This is a genomic window from Telluria sp. ZB4P34 (assembly GCF_059686055.1).
Genome location: NZ_JCASIF010000006.1, coordinates 205,232 through 227,577, shown reverse-complemented (window position 1 = coordinate 227,577; position 22,346 = coordinate 205,232). Strand labels below are relative to the sequence as shown.

Annotated in this window: 22 protein-coding genes; 18 read left to right on the top strand and 4 right to left on the bottom strand. The window is 64.9% G+C overall.

The annotated features are described in order from the left end of the window. Positions 1–4: 4 nt before the first annotated feature. Together AC56KL_RS13190 and AC56KL_RS13185 are read right to left on the bottom strand one after the other, a co-directional pair. Positions 5–433, bottom strand: coding sequence for a DUF3597 domain-containing protein (locus AC56KL_RS13190; protein ID WP_497180644.1), 429 nt, complete (start codon positions 431–433; stop codon positions 5–7). A 614-nt stretch (positions 434–1,047) separates the two neighbouring features. Further along, on the bottom strand, positions 1,048–1,593 hold the full coding sequence (locus AC56KL_RS13185) for a hypothetical protein (protein WP_497180606.1): 546 nt from the start codon (positions 1,591–1,593) through the stop codon (positions 1,048–1,050). 149 nt (positions 1,594–1,742) lie between these two features. On the opposite strand from AC56KL_RS13185, the gene AC56KL_RS13180 reads away from it, so the two are divergent. From AC56KL_RS13180 to alaS, 4 genes are all read left to right on the top strand, one after another. Further along, positions 1,743–2,093 carry a DUF1294 domain-containing protein gene (locus tag AC56KL_RS13180; protein ID WP_497180605.1) on the top strand — a complete coding sequence of 117 codons (351 nt, stop codon included), beginning with the start codon at positions 1,743–1,745 and terminating at the stop codon, positions 2,091–2,093. A 21-nt stretch (positions 2,094–2,114) separates the two neighbouring features. Next, positions 2,115–2,885 carry a glycerophosphodiester phosphodiesterase gene (ugpQ, locus tag AC56KL_RS13175; protein WP_497180604.1) on the top strand — a complete coding sequence of 257 codons (771 nt, stop codon included), beginning with the start codon at positions 2,115–2,117 and terminating at the stop codon, positions 2,883–2,885. A gap of 110 nt (positions 2,886–2,995) precedes the next feature. Then, positions 2,996–4,663 (top strand): flagellinolysin, encoded by a 1,668-nt coding sequence (locus tag AC56KL_RS13170; protein ID WP_497180603.1) that lies wholly within the window; start codon positions 2,996–2,998, stop codon positions 4,661–4,663. A 153-nt stretch (positions 4,664–4,816) separates the two neighbouring features. Continuing rightward, entirely contained in the window at positions 4,817–7,438 is a 2,622-nt protein-coding gene (gene alaS / locus AC56KL_RS13165; protein ID WP_497180602.1) for an alanine--tRNA ligase, read from the top strand. Positions 7,439–7,640: 202 nt separating this feature from the next. On the opposite strand, the gene AC56KL_RS13160 is transcribed toward alaS, so the two are convergent. After that, entirely contained in the window at positions 7,641–8,258 is a 618-nt protein-coding gene (locus AC56KL_RS13160; protein ID WP_497180601.1) for a PEP-CTERM sorting domain-containing protein, read from the bottom strand. Between the two features lie 412 nt (positions 8,259–8,670). On the opposite strand from AC56KL_RS13160, the gene AC56KL_RS13155 reads away from it, so the two are divergent. From AC56KL_RS13155 to AC56KL_RS13140, 4 genes are all read left to right on the top strand, one after another. Continuing rightward, positions 8,671–8,898: a sulfurtransferase TusA family protein gene (locus AC56KL_RS13155; RefSeq protein ID WP_497180643.1), complete on the top strand. Its 228-nt coding sequence runs from the start codon at positions 8,671–8,673 to the stop codon at positions 8,896–8,898. 229 nt (positions 8,899–9,127) lie between these two features. Next, entirely contained in the window at positions 9,128–9,877 is a 750-nt protein-coding gene (locus AC56KL_RS13150; protein WP_497180600.1) for an electron transfer flavoprotein subunit beta/FixA family protein, read from the top strand. Positions 9,878–9,896: 19 nt separating this feature from the next. Next, a complete protein-coding gene (locus AC56KL_RS13145) occupies positions 9,897–10,826 on the top strand; it encodes an electron transfer flavoprotein subunit alpha/FixB family protein (RefSeq protein ID WP_497180599.1) in 930 nt (309 codons plus the stop codon). 80 nt (positions 10,827–10,906) lie between these two features. Further along, complete coding sequence (locus AC56KL_RS13140) at positions 10,907–12,697, top strand: acyl-CoA dehydrogenase (RefSeq protein WP_497180598.1); 1,791 nt, start codon at positions 10,907–10,909, stop codon at positions 12,695–12,697. A gap of 202 nt (positions 12,698–12,899) precedes the next feature. On the opposite strand, the gene AC56KL_RS13135 is transcribed toward AC56KL_RS13140, so the two are convergent. Next, positions 12,900–13,313 carry an NINE protein gene (locus tag AC56KL_RS13135; protein WP_497180597.1) on the bottom strand — a complete coding sequence of 138 codons (414 nt, stop codon included), beginning with the start codon at positions 13,311–13,313 and terminating at the stop codon, positions 12,900–12,902. Positions 13,314–13,444: 131 nt separating this feature from the next. Here AC56KL_RS13135 and AC56KL_RS13130 point away from each other — a divergent pair, with 131 nt between their 5' ends. The 10 genes from AC56KL_RS13130 (at position 13,445) to AC56KL_RS13085 (ending at position 22,266) form a co-directional block, all read left to right on the top strand. Beyond that, positions 13,445–14,200 carry an AAA family ATPase gene (locus AC56KL_RS13130; protein WP_497180642.1) on the top strand — a complete coding sequence of 252 codons (756 nt, stop codon included), beginning with the start codon at positions 13,445–13,447 and terminating at the stop codon, positions 14,198–14,200. A gap of 167 nt (positions 14,201–14,367) precedes the next feature. Continuing rightward, positions 14,368–14,616: a 30S ribosomal protein S16 gene (gene rpsP / locus AC56KL_RS13125; RefSeq protein WP_227800571.1), complete on the top strand. Its 249-nt coding sequence runs from the start codon at positions 14,368–14,370 to the stop codon at positions 14,614–14,616. 24 nt (positions 14,617–14,640) lie between these two features. Further along, on the top strand, positions 14,641–15,195 hold the full coding sequence (gene rimM, locus AC56KL_RS13120; protein WP_497180596.1) for a ribosome maturation factor RimM: 555 nt from the start codon (positions 14,641–14,643) through the stop codon (positions 15,193–15,195). Between the two features lie 35 nt (positions 15,196–15,230). Beyond that, positions 15,231–15,992, top strand: a complete 762-nt coding sequence (gene trmD / locus AC56KL_RS13115; RefSeq protein WP_497180595.1) for a tRNA (guanosine(37)-N1)-methyltransferase TrmD — start codon at positions 15,231–15,233, stop codon at positions 15,990–15,992. Between the two features lie 116 nt (positions 15,993–16,108). Next, positions 16,109–16,501, top strand: coding sequence for a 50S ribosomal protein L19 (rplS, locus tag AC56KL_RS13110; RefSeq protein ID WP_497180641.1), 393 nt, complete (start codon positions 16,109–16,111; stop codon positions 16,499–16,501). A gap of 68 nt (positions 16,502–16,569) precedes the next feature. Further along, the gene (locus AC56KL_RS13105) at positions 16,570–17,238 is read left to right on the top strand and encodes a CoA pyrophosphatase (RefSeq protein ID WP_497180594.1); all 669 of its coding nucleotides are present in this window, start codon (positions 16,570–16,572) and stop codon (positions 17,236–17,238) included. A gap of 235 nt (positions 17,239–17,473) precedes the next feature. Further along, positions 17,474–18,433: a CobD/CbiB family protein gene (locus tag AC56KL_RS13100; protein ID WP_497180593.1), complete on the top strand. Its 960-nt coding sequence runs from the start codon at positions 17,474–17,476 to the stop codon at positions 18,431–18,433. A gap of 104 nt (positions 18,434–18,537) precedes the next feature. Beyond that, positions 18,538–18,888: a DUF3579 domain-containing protein gene (locus AC56KL_RS13095; RefSeq protein WP_497180592.1), complete on the top strand. Its 351-nt coding sequence runs from the start codon at positions 18,538–18,540 to the stop codon at positions 18,886–18,888. Between the two features lie 72 nt (positions 18,889–18,960). Beyond that, positions 18,961–19,410, top strand: coding sequence for a CBS domain-containing protein (locus AC56KL_RS13090; RefSeq protein WP_497180591.1), 450 nt, complete (start codon positions 18,961–18,963; stop codon positions 19,408–19,410). Positions 19,411–19,485: 75 nt separating this feature from the next. Beyond that, positions 19,486–22,266 (top strand): M16 family metallopeptidase, encoded by a 2,781-nt coding sequence (locus tag AC56KL_RS13085; protein ID WP_497180590.1) that lies wholly within the window; start codon positions 19,486–19,488, stop codon positions 22,264–22,266. Positions 22,267–22,346: the final 80 nt, after the last annotated feature.

Here is a 22,346-nt window from a genome sequence, read left to right as displayed (position 1 = left end):
GAGCCTAGTCGCGCAGGTCCGCCGGCACCTTGCCGCCGTTGGCGGCCAGCTTGTTCATGACCTGGCGGTGCAGCCAGATGTTCATCGAGGCCGAATCGCTCGTGTCGCCGGAGTAATTCAGCTCGGCGGCCAGCTCCTTGCGGGCCTGCAGGCTGCTGTCCAGGCCGAGAAGCTTGAGCAGGTCGACGATCGAGGTGCGCCAGTTCAGTTGCTGGCCGCTCGACGCCTGCATCCTGGTCAGGATTTCCTCGACGTCGACCTGGTCCATCATGGCCGGGGCGGCTTGTGGCTGGACCTGCGGCTGTGCTTGCGGCTGGGCCTGGGGTGCAGCCTGTGGCTGGGCCTGCGGCGCCGGTGCCTGGGCTTGCGGGCCCTTGTTGGCGGCGTGCGCCTTCGGGAAGATTTTGCCGAAAATATTGCTCAAAATGCCCATGTCATCTCCTTGGTGAATGGTGGATTGGGAACGCATGCGTTGTGCCACGTGGCCAAGCGCGAGCGCCAGCGCGGCGCCGCCGATTGCCTTGACCAGGGTCGGGTGTTCGGCATAGAAGGCGCTCATGTGGTCGACGATGCCGGGGTTCTGCTGCTCGGCTTGTTGTGCGAGCTCGCGCACCTGCTCGGAAGAGACTTGCGAAGCCTGTTCCGGCGTGACCTTGCCGCCGCCGAACAGCTTGCCGAAAACGCCGCCCGCAACCGAGGACAGCTGCGCCGGGTTCAGGGAACCCAGCAGCTGGTTCAGCATGCCGGCGCGGCCATTCGCATCGCTCTGCCCGAACAGCTGGCTGACGACTTGCGGGAAGGGAGGGGTCTGGTCGGAACGCAGGGCGTTGGCGACGCCTTCGGCGACCGTTGCGCGCGGTGCGCTCTGGGCCACGCGGTCGAAGTCGTCTGCTGCCCGGTCCTGGTTGCCGCCGCCCAGGTACTGCGATAACAGATTGCCCAAATCAAATGCCATATTTCTTCTCCTGAAGCAGTCGCTCGAATAGCGAGCGTAGATGTTTTGCTACTGCTCCCTCTGTTCGCTGATCAACCGTGAGGCCCCATGGATCACTGGCGGCGCATGTTCTGCGCCATGTGGCCCAGTGCAATGGCAAGGGCGGCGCCGCCGATTGCCTTGACCAGGGTCGGGTTCTGGGCATAGAAGTCGCCCATACGGTCGACGATGCCCGGGCTCTGCTGCTCGGCCTTTTCAGCCAGTTCGCGCACCTCTTCGGGCGAGACCTGCGAGGCCTGCTCCGGCGTCACCTGGGTGGGCGCACGGCCGCCGCCGAAGAGGCTGCCCAGGCCGCCGAGTCCGCCCTGGCCGGATCGGTTGGCCAACTGGGACAGCACCGCCGGCCCGAGGGTGGCCAGAAGCTGGTTCAGCATGCCGGCGCGCTGGTTCGGGTTGCTCTGGCCGAACATCTGGCTCACCATCTGCGGGAAGGGCGGGGTCTGGTCGGAGCGCAGGGCGCCGGTGACGCCACGCGCCAGCATGTCGGGTGGGGCGTTCTGCGCCACACGGTCGAAGTCGTCGTGGGCCTGGTTATAGTTGCCGCCGGCCGCGCCGCCGCCAAGGTATTGGTTCAAGAGATTGCCAAGATCAAATGCCATGTCGTACTCCCTTGTGTTCAGAGACTGGAAGTTCGAGGGTAGAGGGCGGCGCGCCGGTTTCTCTGTTCGGTATCCAACGATGGGCGTCCGAAAGGGACATTTGCTTTCCATGTAGACATCTGCGCGCGGGCCGGGTTAAGCTTTTGCGCATGCCTTACCTGCCGCTCCTGCTGTTCGCCGCCGTCTACGCCTTCGCCACCGTCATGTGGGACCTGCCGTTCGCGGTCGGCGGCGTCTACCTGGCGCTCAGCCTCGGCTGCTTCCTGGCCTATGCCATCGACAAGTCGGCGGCGCGCGGCGGCAACTGGCGCACACCGGAAGCGACCCTCCTGCTGCTCGGCCTCGTGGGCGGCTGGCCGGGCGCCGTGCTGGCGCAACAGTGGCTGCGCCACAAGAGCGCGAAAACGGCGTTCCAGTGGAAGTTCCACCTGACCGTGGCGCTCAACCTCGGAATCTTCCTCTACCTGGCACGCCAGCTCGGCGGGCCGAGGGTTTCCTGATTTCTGCAAGCGGAGGCGGACATGTGGCGATATCCCAGGATCCTGGCCCACCGCGGCGGCGGCGCCCTGGCTCCCGAGAACACCTTCGCAGGCTTGAGGCGCGGCATGGAATTCGGTTTTCGCGCCGTGGAATTCGACGTGATGCTGGCGCGCGACGGCGTGCCGGTGGTGATGCACGACCCCTACCTCGGCCGCACCGTGAAGGGCGCCGGCCACGTGTTCGACTACGACGCGGGCGAGCTGGCGCGGATGGACGCCGGCAGCTGTTTCGGCCGGGATTACCGCGGCGAGCCAGTGCCCCTGTTCGTCGAATTCGCGCACTTCTGCAAGGCGCACGGCATCTGGATGAACATCGAGATCAAGCCGGCGCGCGGCTTCGACCGCGAGACCGGCGAGACGGTCGCGCGCATCGCACGCGCCATGTTCGCCGACGACATCGCAGACAACTGCGGGGCCGGCCGCCCGGAACGTGCGCCGCTGCTGTCCTCGTTCAGCCTGGCGGCCCTGGAAAGCGCGCGCGATGCCGCCCCGGACCTGCCGCGCGCTTTCCTGATGAGCGAGCTGGCCCCCGGCTGGCAGGAACTGGCGCACTCCGTGCAAGCCGTTGCCATTCACACCAACCACAAGCACCTGACCGAGGAACTGGCCAGGGCCGTGCTCGACGCCGGCTTCGGGCTGTTCTGCTATACCGTCAACGAGCCGGCGCGCGCCCGCGAACTGCTGGGCTGGGGCGTGCAAGCCTTCTGCACCGACCGCATCGACCTGATCGGGCCGGAGTCCGGCAGGCGCTGACCGAGCTTTCGTCCGGATCGATCTCTACGAAAAAGTTCACGCCAAGCCTCAAGTTTGGGTGACCAGCCGTCGTTATAAGGTGGCAACTACACCCACGGGTGATGGCCACCATGTCCCTATCGATCAATACCAATGTCCAGTCGCTGGCGACCCAGCGCGCGCTGAAGACGCAAAACGGCATTCACGCGCAGCTGCTGGCGCGCCTGAGTGCGGGCACGCGCATCCAGAGCGCTTCCGACGATGCCGCCGGGCAGGCGATCGCCGCGCGCATGGGCAGCGAGCAGCAGGGACTGGGGCAGGCAGCCCGCAATATCAGCGACGGCAGTTCGATGCTGCAGGTAGCTGAAAGCGCCATGGGGAACGTCGTCGAGAGCCTGCAGCGCTTGCGTGAGCTGGCGGTGGCCTCGGGCAATGCCAGCTACACGGCTTCCGACCGCGATGCGCTGCAGACCGAAGCGAGGGAGATCCTCAAGCATATCGACCATGTCGGCAGGCAGACCATGTTCAACGGCAGCGCCGTCTTCGCCCAGGATGCCGGCAGCATCGGGGGCGACGAGAGGAAGCGCACGGTGCTTGACGGTTTGAAGACCGGCTGGTTGTCCGCAGCGGAAGACATGGTGAAGCAGTATTTCGGCATCAGCGGGGATGGGGTCAAGATCAAGGTCAACCTCGACACGACCGACGGCGGGGCAGGCGTGCTGGCCTCGGTATCCGGTACGACGTCCGGCGGCAAGTATAACAATCTGCATCTGAACCTCGACATGGCCGACTTCGGCACGGCGGCAACGCCCGACGGTGGCGGTGCGCCGTTCTATAGCGACCGCATCGTCGCGCATGAAATGGCCCATGCCGTCATGTCGCGCACGATGAACTTCACGGCCTTGCCGGACTGGTTCGTCGAAGGAGCGGCGGAGCTGATCCATGGCGCGGACGAGCGCGTGCAAAGTGTGATCGCAGGCGGCACCAGCGTGTCCACCATCGTCAACGCGGTGGCCGGCGGCGGCGCCGTCTACGAGGGCGGCTATATCGCCACCCGCTACCTGCACGACCGTATGAAGGCGCTTGGCGTGGACGGGGGCATCAAGGGAATCATGCAATACCTGGCCAATAACCAGTCCGCCGACCTCGATGACGCGCTGCTGGCGGTCAGCGGCGGCGCCTACGCGGATACGACGGCTTTCCTGAACGACTTCACCGCCAACGGCGTCAACTACGTCAACACCAGAATGAACCTGACGAACGCCGACACGGGGGCGATCGGGGGGCTCGATGCCGACAATCTCAGCGCCCGGAATGCGCGGGCCGTCGTGCCCGACAGCGGCAGCAACGGCGCCAGCGATGGGCTGGCGCACTTCGAGGTGGAATATCCGGAACATGGCGGGTCGACCGCCACCAAGCTGGTGCAGATCCAGGCCGGCTCCAGCTCCACTGACGTGATCGACCTGAAGTTCGCGGCCATGAACGCCGGTGCGCTCGGGCTGGCCAACCTCGACATGCACAGGGGCGCGATCGCACTGCTGCACGTGGATGAGGCGCTGGCGTTCGTCAGCAAGCAGCGGACGCTGGTCGGCGCCACCAGCAACCGGCTCGACGTCGCGGCCAGCTCCCTGCAGACCAATGCCATCAGCCTGGCCGCGGCCAAAGAGCGGGTCGAAGGCGTCGACTACGCCAGCACCACGGCAGGGCTGACCCGGATGCAGATCCTGCAGCAGGCGGCGTCGGCCATGCTGGCGCAGGCCAACAGCCAGCCGCGGGCAGTGCTGTCGCTGTTGCGCTGATCGGCACGCGCCGCCGGCCCCCACGTTCCCGGCAGGCCCACGGCGCTTCCTTTTCCCCGCGCCGTAAATCTCTGGCCGGACTCATGACCCTGCCCGCAGCTAGGCTATAATCGATTTTTTATAGCGCATCCTCCCTCATTCCGCCCTTACGACATGAAATCCTCAGAAATCCGCGAAAAGTTCCTCAAGTTCTTCGAGTCCAAAGGCCACACCATCGTCCGTTCGAGCCCCCTGGTGCCGGGCAACGACCCGACCATGCTGCTGACGAACAGCGGAATGGTGCAGTTCAAGGATGTGTTCCTGGGCCTGGATACGCGCCCCTACTCGCGCGCCACCACCGTGCAGCGCTGCGTGCGCGCCGGCGGCAAGCACAACGACCTGGAAAACGTCGGCTACACCGCGCGCCACCATACCTTCTTCGAGATGCTGGGTAACTTCAGCTTCGGCGACTACTTCAAGCGCGACGCGATCAACTACTGCTGGGAGCTGCTGACCAAGGTCTACATGCTGCCTGCCGAGAAGCTCACCGTCACCGTCTACTTCGAGGACGACGAAGCCTACGACATCTGGGCCAACGAGATCGGCGTGCCGAAAGAGCGCATCATCCGCATCGGCGACAACAAGGGCGCGCGCTACGCCTCCGACAACTTCTGGCAGATGGCCGATACCGGCCCCTGCGGCCCCTGCACCGAAGTGTTCTACGACCACGGCGCCGACATCTGGGGCGGTCCTCCGGGCTCGCCCGAGGAAGACGGCGACCGCTTCATCGAGATCTGGAACCTGGTGTTCATGCAGTTCAACCGCGACGAATCGGGCACCTTGAGCCCGCTGCCGAAGCCGTCGATCGACACCGGCATGGGCATGGAGCGCCTGGCCGCCGTGCTGCAGCACGTGCACAGCAACTACGAGATCGACCTGTTCCAGGCCCTGATCAAGGCCGCAGCGCGCGAAACCGGCGCCACTGACCTGAACAACAACTCGCTGAAGGTCATTGCCGATCACATCCGGGCGGCTTCCTTCCTGATCGTCGACGGCATCATCCCGAGCAGCGAAGGCCACGGCTATGTCCTGCGCCGCATCATCCGCCGCGCCCTGCGCCACGGCCACAAGCTGGGCCAGACCAAGCCCTTCTTCCACAAGCTGGTGGCCGACCTCGACGCCGAGATGGGCACGGCCTATCCGGAACTGCACGAAGCCGCGGCACGCGTGGCACAGGTGCTCAAGACCGAGGAAGAGCGCTTCGGCGAGACGCTGGAAAACGGCATGAAGATCCTGGAGGCCCAACTGGCCAAGGATGCGAAGAACCTGGACGGCGCCACCGCCTTCACGCTGTACGACACCTACGGCTTCCCGCTCGACCTCACCGCCGACATCTGCCGCGAACGCGGCGTCACGCTGGATGAAGAGGGTTTCACTGCCGCGATGGAGCAGCAGAAGAAGACTGCGCGCGCCGCCGGCAAGTTCAAGATGGCCGCCAAGGTCGAGTACGCGGGCGAGAAGACCAAGTTCGTCGGCTACGAATCGCTGGCCCACAACACCCACGTGCTCGCCCTGTACTCCGAAGGCGTGAAGGTAGACGAACTGAAGGCTGGCCAGGAAGGCATCGTGGTGCTCGACACCACCCCGTTCTACGCGGAGTCGGGCGGCCAGGTGGGCGACCAGGGCCTCATTTCCAACACCTGTGGCAACGGCGCCAACCTGTTCGAAGTCGAGGACACCCTGAAGATCCAGGCCGAGGTCTTCGGCCACCACGGCGTACTGCGCCAGGGTTCGCTGAAGGTCGGCGACACCGTGGACGCGCAGGTCGACACCGCCAAGCGCGCGCGCACCATCCGCAACCACTCGGCGACCCACCTGATGCACAAGGCCCTGCGCGAAGTGCTGGGCAGCCACGTGCAGCAGAAAGGCTCGCTGGTCGATCCGGACAAGACCCGCTTCGACTTCAGCCACGGCGCGCCGCTCACGGCGGACGAAATCGCCAGGGTGGAAGCCATCGTCAACCGTGAGATCCTCGAGAACCACGCTACCCAGGCCCAGCACATGACGTTTGATGACGCCGTCAAGCACGGCGCCATGGCGTTGTTCGGCGAGAAGTACGGCGACAGCGTGCGTGTGCTGGACATCGGCTCCTCCAAAGAGCTGTGCGGCGGCGTGCACGTCACCCGCACCGGCGACATCGGCCTGTTCAAGATCGTGTCGGAAGGCGGCGTCGCTGCCGGCATCCGGCGCGTCGAGGCGGTGACGGGCGAGGGCGCGCTGGCGCTGGTGCAGTCGATCAACCGCAAGCTGCAGGAAGCCGCCGGCGCCCTGAAAACCAGCCCGGACGAACTGCCGTCGCGCATCGCCCAGGTGCAGGACCAGGTCAAGTCGCTCGAGAAGGAAGTGGCTGCGCTCAAGTCGAAGCTGGCCGCAGGGCAGGGCGACGAGCTGCTGGCCAAGGCGATCGACGTGAACGGCATCAAGGTGCTGGCCGCGACCATGGAAGGGGCCGACGTCACCGCGCTGCGCGAGACCATGGACAAGCTCAAGGACAAGCTGGGCACCGCAGCCATCGTGCTGGCCAGTGTCCTCGAAGGCAAGGTCAGCCTGATCGCGGGCGTGACCAAGGACGCCACCGGCAAGGTCAAGGCCGGCGAACTGGTGAACTTCGTCGCCCAGCAGGTGGGCGGCAAGGGCGGCGGCCGTCCGGACATGGCGCAGGCCGGCGGCACCGATCCATCCGGCCTGCCGCAGGCGCTGGCCGGCGTGGCCGGCTGGGTAGGCGAGCGCGCGTAAGCGGCTGCCTTACCCCTTGGAAGCGCCGCCCCGGGCGTAATGCTGTTCAGTTAGTGCAAAAAATGTAGGGTGGTCGGCTTCGCCGACCGCGCGTCCAGGCCACTTATGCACTGTGGCAGAGCACAATGGAGTTGAACGCGCGGCCGGGAGAACCCGGCCACCCACGCTTGACTGAACGGCATTAAGCCCCCGGGCGGCGTTTCTATTTGCGGCGCCGGCGTGCGAGCGCGGCCGCGCCGACGGCCAGCAGCGCCAGCGAAGCCGGCTCCGGCACCTCGCCGGCCTCTTCGACATCGATGCGGAAGCCGGCGACAACCGCATTGCCCAGCTCCTGTCCCAGCGTTCCGTCCAGACCGGCGAACCCAGCCTGAGCCCACGGCACGTTGTCGTTGTAGTAGTAGAAGTTGGCATTGGGGATGCCCTCGAATGCGAATTCCAGAAGATAGTCCTTGCCCGCTTCGAGGGTCACGCCGTCGAGGGCGTAGTCGATCCATTCCGCACCATCGGTGTCGACGGTGGAGCTGCCGCTGGCGAGGGTGGCGAGCTTGGCCAGCGTCACGCTCGACTTCGCGATTTCATACAGGCCGAAGGAGAGGCTTGTTCCCGACAGGTCGTGCCACAGGCCGACGCTGCCCAGGGTCTGCTGCGCGCTGACGCTGAAAGTGATACCCCGGCCCATCTGCCAACTGTCGTTCTGGGCGGCGTAGCTGGTCCCGACCGGGTCGTTCGGCGGCACGAATTCGACGGGAGCGGCCAGGCCTGCGCCGCTTGCCAGGAATGTGCTGCACAGAAGGGTAGCCTGCAAGAATTTTGCGATCATGGTGTCTCCTGGTTGTGGAGATGTCATAAGTGCAATTCCCATGCCAGAATGGCTCTTCTTTGTCGAATCAAGGACTTATCCGCGTCTGATTGGAAACGTTTCCGTTTTCTGTCAACTTTGTCGACAGCGGCCGTGTCAGGTCCTGGTCAGGGTATGCCGGCAAGCGTGTCTGGAATCGCGCGGCAGGGCCATATCCCCGTAGCGTTGCACCATGAAGGCGCTGTTCCGATGCAGTTGTGTCATCCCTTGGTGCAGGCGTGCGGGCAAAGTCACATTCGGTTGCGGGTGTGCAACAATATATGACTATTTTGGTGCGCTGCGTCATACTGCCAGAAAAGGAGTAGTATTCGATTTCCGAGCACCACTACCGAGCAGGCAAGCGATGAGCGACATGACTATCGACATTGACACCATGGAATTCCAGAGAGACCTGGATGCGCGCGGACTGAATTGTCCGCTGCCGATCCTGAAAGCCAAGAAGGCACTCGCCGAGATGGAAAGCGGCCAGGTGCTGCGCATCGTGGCAACCGATACCGGTTCCGTGCGCGACTTCCAGGCCTTCGCCAAGCAGACCGGCAATGCCCTGCTGGCCCACACCGCCGAGCACGGCGAATTCACCTTCCTGATGCGCCGCAAATGAGGCGCACACCTGGGCGCGCCGGACGCGCGCGCCCTGGCGGGGCAGGCGTGCGCCGGCCCCGTGCATTTCCCTCCAAACCCCGTACGATGCGCCGGTGGCATGCGTTTTAGTCGAAAACCTCTAGCAAAAAATCGCACGATCGTGCTTTAATTTCGACCTGAAGCAGAATTTCTCTTATAATCTAGGCCATTTTCGTCTGTTACCTCATTCCATTCTCTAAAGGCACCCTATGAAAGTCCTGGTACCCGTCAAACGCGTGGTCGACTACAACGTCAAGGTCCGCGTCAAATCCGACGGCAGCGGCGTGGATATCGCCAATGTCAAGATGTCGATGAACCCGTTCGACGAGATCGCGCTGGAAGAAGCCACGCGCCTGAAGGAAGCCGGCAAGGTCACCGAAGTGGTCGCCGTGTCGGTGGGCGCGCCGCAATGCCAGGAAACCCTGCGTACCGGGATGGCGATCGGCGCCGACCGCGGCATCCTGGTCGAGACGAGTGTCGAGACGGAGCCGCTGGCCGTGGCCAAGATCATGAAGGCGCTGGCCGAGAAAGAGCAGCCGCAACTGATCATCCTGGGCAAGCAGGCGATCGATGACGATTCGAACCAGACCGGCCAGATGCTGGCCGCGCTGCTGGGCTGGCCGCAAGCGACCTTCGCCTCGAAGGTCGTGCTGGAAGACGGCAAGGTCACCGTGACCCGCGAAGTGGACGGCGGCCTGGAAACCGTGCAGCTCACCCTGCCGGCGATCATCACCACCGACCTGCGCCTGAACGAGCCGCGCTACGTCACGCTGCCCAACATCATGAAGGCCAAGAAGAAGCCGCTGGAAACCGTCAAGCCGGAAGACCTGGGCGTCGACGTGAGCCCGCGCCTGAAGACCCTGAAAGTGACCGAGCCGGCCAAGCGCTCGGCCGGCGTCAAGGTGCCGGACGTGGCGACCCTGGTGCAGAAGCTGCGCACCGAGGCCAAAGTCATCTAAATATACTGAGGAAAAAAACATGGTCGCACTCGTCATTGCAGAACACGACAACGCCTCGCTCAAGGGCGCTACCCACCACACCGTGACCGCGGCCTCCCAGTGCGGCGGCGAGGTGCACGTCCTGGTCGCCGGCGCCAATTGCGGCGCCGCCGCCGAAGCCGCCGCGCAAATCGCCGGCGTGAGCAAGGTGCTGGTCGCCGACGCGCCGCACTTCGCCGACGGCCTGGCCGAGAACGTCGCCGAGCAGATCCTGGCGATCGCCGGCAGCTACTCGCACATCCTGGCGCCCGCCACCGCCTACGGCAAGAACATCCTGCCGCGCGTGGCCGCCAGGCTGGATGTGGCCCAGATCTCGGAAATCACCAAGGTCGAGTCCCCGGACACCTTCGAGCGCCCGATCTACGCCGGCAACGCCATCGCCACCGTGCAGTCGGGCGACAGCGTGAAGGTGATCACCGTGCGCGGCACCGCGTTCGATGCCGCTGCAACCGGCGGCTCCGCCGCGGTGGAGCAGGTGGCAGCAAGCGGCGACTTCGGCAAGTCGGCCTTCGTCGGCCGCGAGCTGGCCAAGTCGGATCGTCCGGAACTGACCGCCGCCAAGATCATCGTCTCGGGCGGCCGCGGCATCGGCTCGGCCGAGAACTTCAAGCTGCTGGAGCCGCTCGCCGACAAGCTGGGCGCCGCCATGGGCGCCTCGCGCGCCGCGGTGGACGCCGGCTTCGTGCCGAACGACTGGCAGGTGGGGCAGACCGGCAAGATCGTCGCTCCGACCCTGTACATCGCGGTGGGCATCTCGGGCGCGATCCAGCACCTGGCCGGCATGAAGGACTCGAAGACCATCGTCGCCATCAACAAGGACCCGGAAGCGCCGATCTTCTCGGTGGCCGACTACGGCCTGGTGGGCGACCTGTTCGAAGTCGTGCCGGCGCTGGTCAAGGAACTGGGCTAATCTACCCCTAGCCGATTCATCGTCGCTCCCGCGCGCCTACCCGGCGGGCCGGGGCGACGTTTTCACATCAGGAGACAAAGGTGAGCTATCAAGCCCCGCTGAAAGACATGCAGTTCGTTGTGAACGAACTGGCCAACCTGGCCGAGATCAACCAGCTGCCCGGTTGCGAAGACGCGACCCCGGACACGGTCGACGCCGTGCTCGAGGAGAGCGCGAAATTCTGCGGCGAAGTCGTCGCCCCGCTGAACCACGCGGGCGACAAGGAACCGAGCCTGTGGAAGGACGGCAGCGTCACCACCTCGAAGGGCTTCCGCGAGGCCTTCCGCGCCTTTGCCGAAGGCGGCTGGCAGGGCATCCAGCATCCGAGCGAATTCGGCGGCCAGGGCTTGCCGAAGCTGGTCGCGACGCCGTGCATGGAAATGCTGCACGCGGCCAACCTGTCCTTCGCACTGGCCCCGCTGCTGACCGACGGCGCCATCGAGGCGCTGCTCACCGCGGGTTCGGATGAGCAGAAGAAGCTGTTCCTCGAGCCGCTCATCAGCGGCAAGTGGACCGGCACCATGAACCTGACCGAGCCGCAGGCCGGTTCGGATCTCGCCGCCGTGCGCACCCGCGCCGAGCCGCAGGGCGACGGCACTTTCAAGATCTTCGGCACCAAGATCTTCATCACCTACGGCGAGCACGACATGGCGGAGAACATCATCCACCTCGTGCTGGCGCGCACCCCGGACGCACCCGCGGGCGTGAAGGGCATCTCGCTGTTCATCGTGCCGAAGTTCCTGGTGAACGCGGACGGCTCGCTGGGCGAACGCAACGATGCGCACTGCGTCTCGATCGAACACAAGCTTGGCATCAAGGCCTCGCCGACCGCCGTGCTGCAGTTCGGCGACCACGGCGGCGCCATCGGCACCCTGGTGGGTGAAGAAAACCGCGGCCTCGAGTACATGTTCATCATGATGAACGCGGCCCGCTTCGGCGTCGGCATGCAGGGCGTCGGCCTGGCCGAGCGCGCCTACCAGCAGGCCGTCGCGTTCGCGAAGGACCGCGTGCAGTCGCGCGAAGTGGCGGGTTCGCCCGGCCCGGTGGCCATCATCAACCACCCAGACGTGCGCCGTATGCTGATGTCGATGCGTTCGCAGACCGAGGCGGCGCGCGCGCTGGCCTATGTCGGGGCGGCGCTGTCGGACATCGCGCACAGCCATGCCGACGAAGCCACCCGCAAGGCGAATCTCGCAGTGTACGAATACTTGGTCCCGATCATCAAGGGCTGGTCGACCGAGATGAGCGAGAACGTGGCGCGCGACGGCGTGCAGGTGCACGGCGGCATGGGCTTCATCGAGGAGACCGGCGCGGCCCAGCACTACCGCGACGCCAAGATCCTGACCATCTACGAAGGCACCACGGCGATCCAGGCCAACGACCTGGTGGGCCGCAAGACCGTGCGCGACGGCGGCGCCGTGGCCAAGGCGCTGATCGGCCAGGTGCGTGCGACGGAAGCGCAGCTGGGTGAGCTGCAGGGTGAGGAGTTCGCCGCGATCCGCCGCCAGCTGGCGCTGGGTTCGGTCGCACTGGAGCAGGCGGTGGACTTCGTCGTCGCCAACGCCAGGTCGGACGTACGCGCCGTGTTCGCGGGCAGCGTGCTGTACCTGAAGCTGGCCGGCATCGTGCTGGGCGGCTGGCAGATGGCGCGCGCGGCCCTGGTCGCCCAGAAGAAGTTGGCGGCAGGCGAGGGCGATGCGTCCTTCCTGCGCGCGAAGATCGCCACCGCGCGCTACTTCGCCGACCACGTGCTGTCGTCGGCGCCCGGCCTGCGCACGGCCATCGTCGAAGGCGCGCCGGGCGTGCTGGCGCTGGAGGTCGATCAGTTTTGACGGTCTTTCGCCATCGAGCAAGGCGGCCTGAGGGCCGCCTTTTTTTTCATGGGGTCAGGTCTGGCATTTGGACACGGGCTGAGCAATACGACGGAGTAATGCCTGAGTTCGTGTCTGAATGTCAGACCTGACCCCCGGTGTGTTATGCAAACAAGATTTGCATGTCTTGGCTCAGGTGCAAATATTATTTGCACCCATGCGATCAGCCGTACGACCCACCCGTGTAGAGCAAATCGAACACCCGCGCGATCGTCCCGATCAGCACGATCGCTCCCACCCCCAGGATCAGGACCAGCACCAGCGCCAGCAACCAGCTCGAGCGCGAGCTCTTGCCGCTGCCCTTGTTGTACTGCGCGTCCCAGGCCTCGTCCGGCGTGAGGCCGATCACCAGCCCGCCGATGAAGCCGGCGATGTAGGACACCAGCAGCGGCAACAGCACATAGAAGGGATGCGGCTTGACCGCGCCCCACAGGATGCCGGTCACGGGCAGGCTGCACAGGTGCAGCAGGCCGAGCCGGTCGACGCCGCCTTTCAGGTAGAAACGGTGGATGCCGAAGCCGCCCAGCAGGAGGGCGAGCAGGGTAGCGAGGGTCTTGTTCTTGTGCCGGACAGCCATGAGCGTTGCCAAAAGTTCAGGAAACGTCGAGTATGGTGCAAAATGACAAGGAAGGCACGCATTGCGTGAACCCGGCCATGGGCCGCCTGTCCAATCCTGCACGCCCATCCACACAGTCCGACCATGCCTCGATGAGCTTCAAGACGCGTTCCTACCTGGCGGAAATCCAGCTCAAGCCGACGGCGCCGGTCGAGCCGCCGGTATTTCCGTTCACGCTGCCGGCGATCCGTTCCCTCGCGCGCTTGCCGCTGCATCCGAACGTCACCTTCCTGGTCGGCGAAAACGGCTCCGGCAAATCCACGCTGCTGGAGGCCATCGCGGTTGGCATGGGCTTCAATGCCGAAGGCGGAAGCCGCAATTTCAATTTCGCCACCCGGGAGTCGCACTCGAGCCTGCACGAGCACCTGCGCCTCGTGCGCGGCATCGAGCGGCCGCGCGACGGTTTCTTCCTGCGTGCCGAGAGCTTCTACAACGTCAGCAGCGAGATCGAGCGGCTGGACGAGGTTCCCAATGGATCATTGATGAGGATGTATGGCGGCGGCAGGTCGCTGCACGACCAGTCGCATGGCGAAGCATTCCTCAGTCTGTTCATGAACCGCTTTCGCAAGGACAGCTTCTATGTGCTGGACGAACCCGAGGCGGCCCTGTCGCCCCAGCGCCAGCTCGCGCTGCTGAGCCGCCTGCACGACCTGGTCGGCCAGCGCTGCCAGTTCGTCATCGCCACCCATTCGCCCATCCTGATGACCTATCCGAATGCCACCATCTACGCTTTCGGAGAGGAGGGCATCCGTGAGATTGCCTACGAAGAAACGGAACACTATCGCGTCACGCGCGACTTCCTTGCCAATCCGGCACGTATGTTGCGCGTCCTGATGGGCGAAGACTAGCCTGCAAGGGCTGGCGGTGGCCTTGTAGCAAAAAATGAGGGATAATACTCGTTTGGCCGAACTGCACGCCGCGTGTCCGCCGTGTTGCTATAACCGCTTGCCCCTATCTAGGCTTACGCGCTATAATCGTCGGCTTTCTCCGTCCAATACAACTTTTTGGAAATATTATGGTCGTTATCCGTTTGGCTCGTGGCGGCGCAAAAAAGCGCCCGTTCTACAACATCGTTGCAACCGATTCGCGCAACCGTCGCGATGGTCGTTTCATCGAGCGCATCGGTTTCTACAACCCGATGGCTTCGGGCGCTGAAGTCGGCCTGCGTATCGCTGCTGACCGTCTGGCTCACTGGCAAGGCGTTGGCGCACAACTGTCGCCGACCGTCGCTCGCCTGGTTGCCAACCAGACCCCGGCTGCTTGATTCAAGTACGCTAGGTAACAAGGTTTGACCGATTCGGCAGAATCCGGGGTGCAAGTCCCCGGCGACCTGGTTCAGGTCGGTTATGTGTCCGGCGCATTCGGGATCGTCGGTGGCCTGCGGGTCACCCCGTTCTCCGTGGACGCCGACGCGCTGCTGAAGGTCAAGACCTGGTGGCTCGACAAGCCGACCCTGCGTTCCGTTTCGGTACGCACGGCAAAGATGCACGGCGGCGACGTGGTCGCCACCCTGGTCGAACTGCGCGATCGCAACGACGCCGAAGCGCTCAAGGGCGCAGCGGTGCAGGTGTCGCGCAGCGAGTTCCCGAAACTCGAAGAAGACGAATACTACTGGTCCGACCTGATCGGGCTGGATGTGGTCAACCTGGAGGGCGAAGCCCTCGGCAAGGTGACCGACATGATGCACAACGGCGCGCAGTCGATCCTTCGCATTGCGCCGGCTGACGCCGGTGCGCCAGACGCGAAAGTAGCGGAGCGCCTCGTCCCGTTTGTCGAGCACTTCGTCAAGAAGGTCGACCTCGGCGCAAGACTGATTACCCTGGACTGGGGTCTGGATTATTGACCCGCAGTGTGGGAAATACCTGAAGCGGGGTCCCGATGCAGTTTGACGTCGTGAGCTTGTTTCCGGAGATGTTCGCAGCGCTGACGCAATCCGGCGTGACCCGGCGCGGCATCGAGCAGGAGCGCTGGGGCTTGACGATCTGGAATCCGCGCGATTTCACGCAGGACCGCCACCGCACCGTGGATGACCGCCCCTACGGCGGCGGCCCCGGGATGGTGATGCTGGCCAAACCGCTGGAAGCCGCGATCGCCGCTGCGAAGCAAAGGCAAGTCGATCTGGGCCTGCCGGCCCCGCGCGTGGTGTTCATGTCGCCCCAGGGCAAGCCGCTGACGCACGAACGCGTGGTGGCGCTGAAGGACGAGCCGGGACTGGTCGTGCTGTGCGGCCGTTACGAAGGCGTGGACCAGCGTTTGCTGGACCGTTGCGTCGACGAGGAAATCTCGCTCGGCGACTTCGTGCTGTCGGGCGGGGAACTGCCGGCGATGGCGCTGATGGATGCGGTAGTGAGGCTGCTGCCTGGCGTGCTGGGCGACGAAGCCTCGGCGGTCGAAGACAGTTTCGTCAACGGCCTGCTGGACTCGCCGCACTACACGCGGCCTGAAGTCTACGAGGGCGAACCGGTGCCGCCGGTCTTGATGGGCGGACACCACGCCGAGATCATGAAATGGCGCCGCCAGCGCATGCTGGAGGCGACCTGGCGGAAACGGCCGGACCAGCTGGCGCGTGCGCGCGCCGCCGGCCAGCTGAGCAAGCTGGATGAAAAGTTTCTGGCAGGGCTGGACCAGCCTGCCGAGTAAGAATGTACTTTGTGTACATGTAACGGCGGGCATGTTGCCCGCATGTTCAACCCCATCCTCTACCGGGCTTCATGGCAAGCTACAGCGCCGGCAAGATGGTTTTTGGAGTAATAAAAATGGATCTGATCCAACAACTCGAGCAAGAAGAAATTGCGCGCCTCGGCCGCAAGATCCCTGACTTCGCACCGGGCGACACCGTGGTCGTCAGCGTCAACGTCGTCGAAGGCAACCGCAAGCGCGCCCAGGCATACGAAGGCGTCGTCATCTCGCGTCGTAACCGCGGCCTGAACTCGAACTTCATCGTTCGCAAGATCTCGTCGGGCGAAGGCGTCGAGCGTACCTTCCAGCTGTACTCGCCGCTGATCGCTTCGATCGAAGTGAAGCGTCGTGGTGACGTCCGCCGCGCCAAGCTGTATTACCTGCGCGAGCGTTCGGGCAAATCGGCACGTATCAAGGAAAAGCTGCCGCAGCGTAAAGTGGCTGCTGCTGCTCCTGCTGCCGCTGAGTAATAGCGTCTTTGCTCTGAAAAAGGCATCCGCAAGGATGCCTTTTTCTTTATGTACTCGAGGATTGTGATTTGCTTAAGCCCGTATTCGATCCCACCGCAATGCCCGTCGAAGGCCTGGCCGGCGAACCCGCACTCGCGCCTGCGCTGTTGAGCGTCGAGGCCGTGCGCGCCCGCTTCGCGCACACCTTGCCCTGGGATCCGGAGCCGTCGGACGAGGCGTCCTGGGCGCCGCAGCTGCGCCTGCGCCGCGCCGCCGTGCTGGTGCCGCTGGTGGAGCGTCCGGAAGGCGTGACCGTACTGCTGACCAAGCGTACCGAGCATTTGTCCAGCCACGCCGGCCAGATCAGCTTCCCTGGCGGCCGCGCCGAAGAACTGGATTCGTCACCGATCGAGACCGCCCTGCGCGAGGCGGAAGAAGAGATCGGCCTGCACCGCCGCCACGTCGAGATCATCGGCGTGCTCCCCGAGCACGTCACCATCAGCGCCTACCGCGTCACGCCGATAGTCGCGCTGCTGCAGCCGCCGTTCGAGCTGAGCGCCGATCCGGGCGAGGTGGCCGAGATCTTCGAGGTGCCGCTCGGTTTCCTGATGTCCGGCGCCAACCACGAGCGCCGTTCGGTGGCGCTGCCGGACGGCAGCGGCACGCGCCGCTTCTATGCGATGCCGTACCAGGACTATTTCATCTGGGGCGCGACGGCAGCGATGCTGCGCAACCTGTATCACTTCCTGCGGGCCTGAGGCTGGCGTAGGGTGGTCGGCTTTGCCGACCGCGCGTCCAAACGCGACCTGAAGAGACGCGCCATCCAAACGGAGGGTTCCTGAACGCGCGTTCGGCAGAGCCGAACAGCCTACGAAACCTGCGTCGTGCTGAGCCTGCAGTATTAGCTCACGGCATTTCCTGATTTGATTCCAACCAGCTTCTCCGCTATCGTAGCGGCAGCACGGACTTGCCAGAACAAAAAAGGATTCCTGAATGACATTTTTCTCCATCCTAGTCGCGCTGATCATCGAGCAGCTCAAGCCGCTACGCGCCGACAACCAGGTCTACGGGGGCGTCAAGGGCTTCGCGATGCGCATCGAAGGCTGGTTCAATGCGGGCGAGCAGAAGAATGGCCGCATGGGCTGGATCCTGATGATGCTGGCGCTGATGCTGCCGACCTGGCTCATCTACTGGGTCTTCATGCGCTACAACCTGGTGCTGCTGGCCTTCGCCTGGAACGTGCTGATCGTTTACCTGACCCTGGGTTTCCGCCACTACAGCCATTATTTCACCTCGATCCAGCTGGCCCTGAACCAGGGCGACGAAGCGGGCGCGCGCCAGCTGCTGGCCGAATGGACCCGCCTGGACACCGTCGGCATGGACGCTACCGAGATCTGCCGCGTGGCCGTCGAAAAATCCCTGATTACCACCCACCGCAACGTATTCGGCGTATTCTTCTGGTTCCTGATGCCGCTCGGGCCCGCGGGCGCGGTGCTGTACCGCGTGTCCGAATACCTGGCGCGCGCCTGGAACGAGCCCGACCACATGCGCAACGAAGCCTTCGGCCAGTTCGCCGCGAAAGCCTTCTACTGGATCGACTGGATCCCGGTGCGCCTGACGGCGGTGGCCTTCGCCGTGGTGGGGAATTTCGAGGACGCAATCTATGCCTGGCGTAACTTTGCCGGCCGCTGGGCCGACGAATCGAAGGGCATCATCCTGTCCGCGGGCGGCGGGGCCATGGGCGTACGGCTGGGCACGCCCAACGAGAACGCACCGCAACCGCTGCCGATGGACGCGGCCACGGTGGACCTGAGCGACCGCGACGCCGAGTTCCTGCCGGGCGAGGAACCGAACCTGCGCGCGCTGCAAAGCACGGTCGGGCTGGTATGGCGGGCGCTGATCCTGTGGATGATCCTGCTGCTCCTGCTGTCGAGCATGGTGTGGCTGGGCTGAGAACCGCGATGTGCGGGATATCGTCCGGCAGTCTTCTATAAGATATAATACTGCGCTGAGCTTGTTCTTATCCACGCAGCATTCCTGTTCCAGCAAGCAGCACTATGGCCGAGTTACCGCACACCGCGGATAAGAAACTGAAGGACGAGTTTTTTATCCTGGGCATTACGAGCAAAGGCAGGCAGTTTCGCCCCAGCGACTGGGCCGAACGCCTGTGCGGCGTCATGTCCTGCTTCGCTCCCGGCGCAGCCAGCCGCAATTCCCACCTCCAGTTTTCCCCCTGGGTCCATCCGACCAACGTCAACGGCGTCAAGGCGGTGGTGGTCAGCCGCGAGTTGCAGAAGGTCGAGCCGCTGGCCTATCACTTCCTGCTGAACTTTGCCAAGGACAACGACCTGCAGGTGGCGGACGCCTGCTTCGTGCCCGCCCCTGGCGAGCAGAAACCAGCGGCCTAGGCCTTCCGGATTCGCGAACTGGCGCTATGATGAAAGTCGTAGCGCCTTTTTGTTTGTGCGGAGGACACCGTCATGCACATCCGCGATATCTCCACCCCCGAAGCCGCCCACTGCACCCGGGATGAAACCGTGCAGGGCGCGGCCCTCATGATGCGCCGCCTGCACGTGGGCGACCTGGTCGTGGTCGACCGCTTCGACGGCGCCAGCGTCCCGGTCGGGATCCTGACCGACCGCGACATCGTCGTCTCCGTGATCGCCCCCGGCCTCGACCCGGCCAGCCTGCAGGTGGGCGACATCATGACCGAGGACCTGCTGACCGCACGCGACACCGACGACGTCTACGAGACCATCGAGCGCATGCGCCTGCGCGGCATCCGCCGCGTGCCCGTGGTCGATGCCGGCGGCGGCCTGGCCGGCATCGTCAGCGCCGACGACCTGCTCGAATTCCTTGCCGAAGAGATGGGAGAATTGTCCCGTATTAGCCCATATCAACAAGCGCACGAGAGAAGGGCACGCCAGTAGCAAACCCGTCTGTTACCATCCTGCATTGTTCAAGAACATGCAGGGCGGAAAGTCCTGCCAACACGACAGGACACCATGGACAGATTGACTACCAGGCGCGGCATCGCCGCGCAGCTGCTGGCCGGCGGCCTCTGCTTCCTGCTCGCCGGCGCCGCATCCGGCGCGCCGGCCCAGGCCGCTGCATCCCAAAAGAATGCGGTGCAGAAGAGCGCCCCGCTGCCGAAGGGCGTCACGCTCGGGCCCTCGGCCGAAGGCATCACGGAATACCGCCTGGCCAACGGCCTGAAGGTACTGTTGTTCCCGGACGCCTCGCGCCCGACGGTCACCGTGAACGTCACCTACCTGGTCGGATCGCGCCACGAGAACTATGGCGAGACCGGCATGGCCCACCTGCTCGAGCACCTGCTGTTCAAGGGCACGAAGAAGAACCCCGACATCACCGGCCAGTTCGCGCGGCGCGGCATGGACTTCAACGGCACCACCTCGCTCGACCGCACCAATTACTACGAGGTCTTCCAGGCGTCACCTGGCAACCTGAACTGGGCGCTGCAGATGGAAGCGGACCGCATGGTCAATTCGCCGGTCGCGCAAAAGGACCTGGCCTCCGAGATGACCGTGGTGCGCAACGAGTTCGAGAGCGGCGAGAATTCGCCGGCCCAGGTGCTGTTCAAGCGCATGCAGAGCATTGCCTACGACTGGCACAGCTATGGCCGCTCGACCATCGGCAACCGCAGCGACATCGAGAACGTCCGGATCGGCAACCTGCAGGCCTTCTACCGCACCTATTACCAGCCCGACAATGCGGTGCTGCTGGTGGCCGGCAAGTTCGACCCGGATGCAACGCTGGCGCAGATCAACCGCCTGTTCGGCGCCATCCCCAGGCCGAAGCGCACCCTGCCGCAGTTCTGGACCGTCGAGCCGACCCAGGACGGCGAGCGCAGCTTCACCGTGCGGCGCCAGGGCGACGTGCAGATCGTCGCGGTCGGCTACAAGATTCCGTCCGACCTGCAGGAAGAGTCGGAAGCGCTCGGCTTCGCCTCGGAGATCCTGGGCGACGCGCCGAACGGCCGCCTGCACAAGCTGCTGGTGGAGACCGGCAAGGCCAGCCAGGTGTTCAGCTTCGGCCAGACCGGCTATGCGCCCGGCCTGCAGTTCTACGGCGCCGTGGTGAAGAAGGGCGAGCCGGTCGAGCCGGTGCGCGAGGCCCTGGTCGACGCCGTCGAAGGCCTGGCCAAGCGGCCGCCCACCGCGGAAGAGATGGAGCGGGTGCGCCGCTCCTGGCTCAACAGCATCGAGCGCAGCCTGAACGATGCACAGGGCTTCGGCGTGGCGCTGTCCGAAGCGATTGCGCTGGGCGACTGGCGCCTGTACTTCCTGGGCCGCGAGCGCCTCAAGGAAGTCAAGGCGGACCAGGTGGCGGCCAGCGCAGGCCGCTACTTCCTGCGCAGTAACCGCGTCACCGGCAGCTTCCTGCCCGAGGATGCGCCGGTGCGCGCGGCGATTCCGCCCGCGCCGCCGGTAGAAACCGTGATGAAGGACTACAAGCCCTCGGCGTCCAGCCTCGTGTCGGAGGATTTCGACCCGAGCCAGGCCAACATCATGAAGCGCACCACCTTGACCACCGCCGGCGGGGTCAAGCTGGCCCTGCTGCCGAAGAAGAACCGCGGCGAGACGGTGACCGTGCACCTGCGCCAGCACTTCGGCGACGAGAAGAACCTGTTCGGCAAGGGCATGACCTCGGCGCTCACCTCGGCGATGCTGATGCGCGGCACCAGCAAGTACAGCCGCGCCGAACTGGCCGATGCCTTCGACAAGCTCAAGATGGTGGGCAGCCCGAACAGCTTCCAGACCACGCGCGAACACCTGGCCAAGGCGATCGAGCTGGCGGCCCACGTGCTGAAGGGGCCGGCCATGCCGCCCGCGGAGTTCGAGCAGCTGCGCCAGCAGATCCTGGTCGGCCTGGAGGCCAGCCGCAACGAGCCGCAGAGCGTGGCGTCGCGCGCCATGGCCACCCACTTCAATCTGTACCCGCGCGGCGACATCCGCCACGCCAACACGCTCGAGCAGGACATCGAGGACATCAAGGCCGTGCGCCGCGACGACGTGGTGGCCTTCCACCGCGACTACTACAACACCAGCCCGGCCGAGCTGGCGATCGTCGGCGACTTCGATCCGAAGACGGTCGTGCCGCTGGTCGACGGTTTGTTCGGACAATGGAAGGCGCCGGCCAGCGTGGCGCCGGTGCTGCGCCGCCACGCGGACGTGGCGCCGCTGGCCCGCACGCTCGATACGCCGGACAAGGAAAACGGCTTCTACATGGCGAACATGAACCTCGACCTGAACCTCGAGGACCCGGACTATCCGGCCCTGATGCTGGCCAACTACGTGTTCGGCGAGGGTGGCCTGAAGTCGCGCCTGATGGACCGCATCCGCCAGAAGGAGGGCCTGTCGTATGGCGGCGGCTCCAACCTGTCGGCGGGCGACCTCGACCGCGCCGGCAGCTTCTCGATCAGCGCCATCGCCGCGCCGCAGAACCTGCGCAAGCTCGATGCCGCGGTGCGCGACGAACTGGCGCGCGCCGTCAAGACCGGCTTCACGGCGGAAGAGCTGGCAGACGCCAAGTCGGGCCTGATGCAGCAGCGCCAGCAGAACCGCGCCAACGATGCCGGCCTGGCCGCGGGCTGGACGGGCTACCTGTACCGCGACCGCACTTTTGACTGGTCGGCCGGGTTCGAGCGCAAGCTGATGGCGGTGACGCTGCCCCAGATGAACGCGGCCTTCCGCAAGGCCATCGACCCGTCCAAACTGTCGGTGGTGATGGCGGGCGACCAGGACAAGGCGAAAGGGGCGCCCTGATTCGACGTGGAAGCAACACCTTGATGACCTGACCATGACAGTCTCCCGATGCTGCGTTAGAATGTTTCCCTTAGGAATAA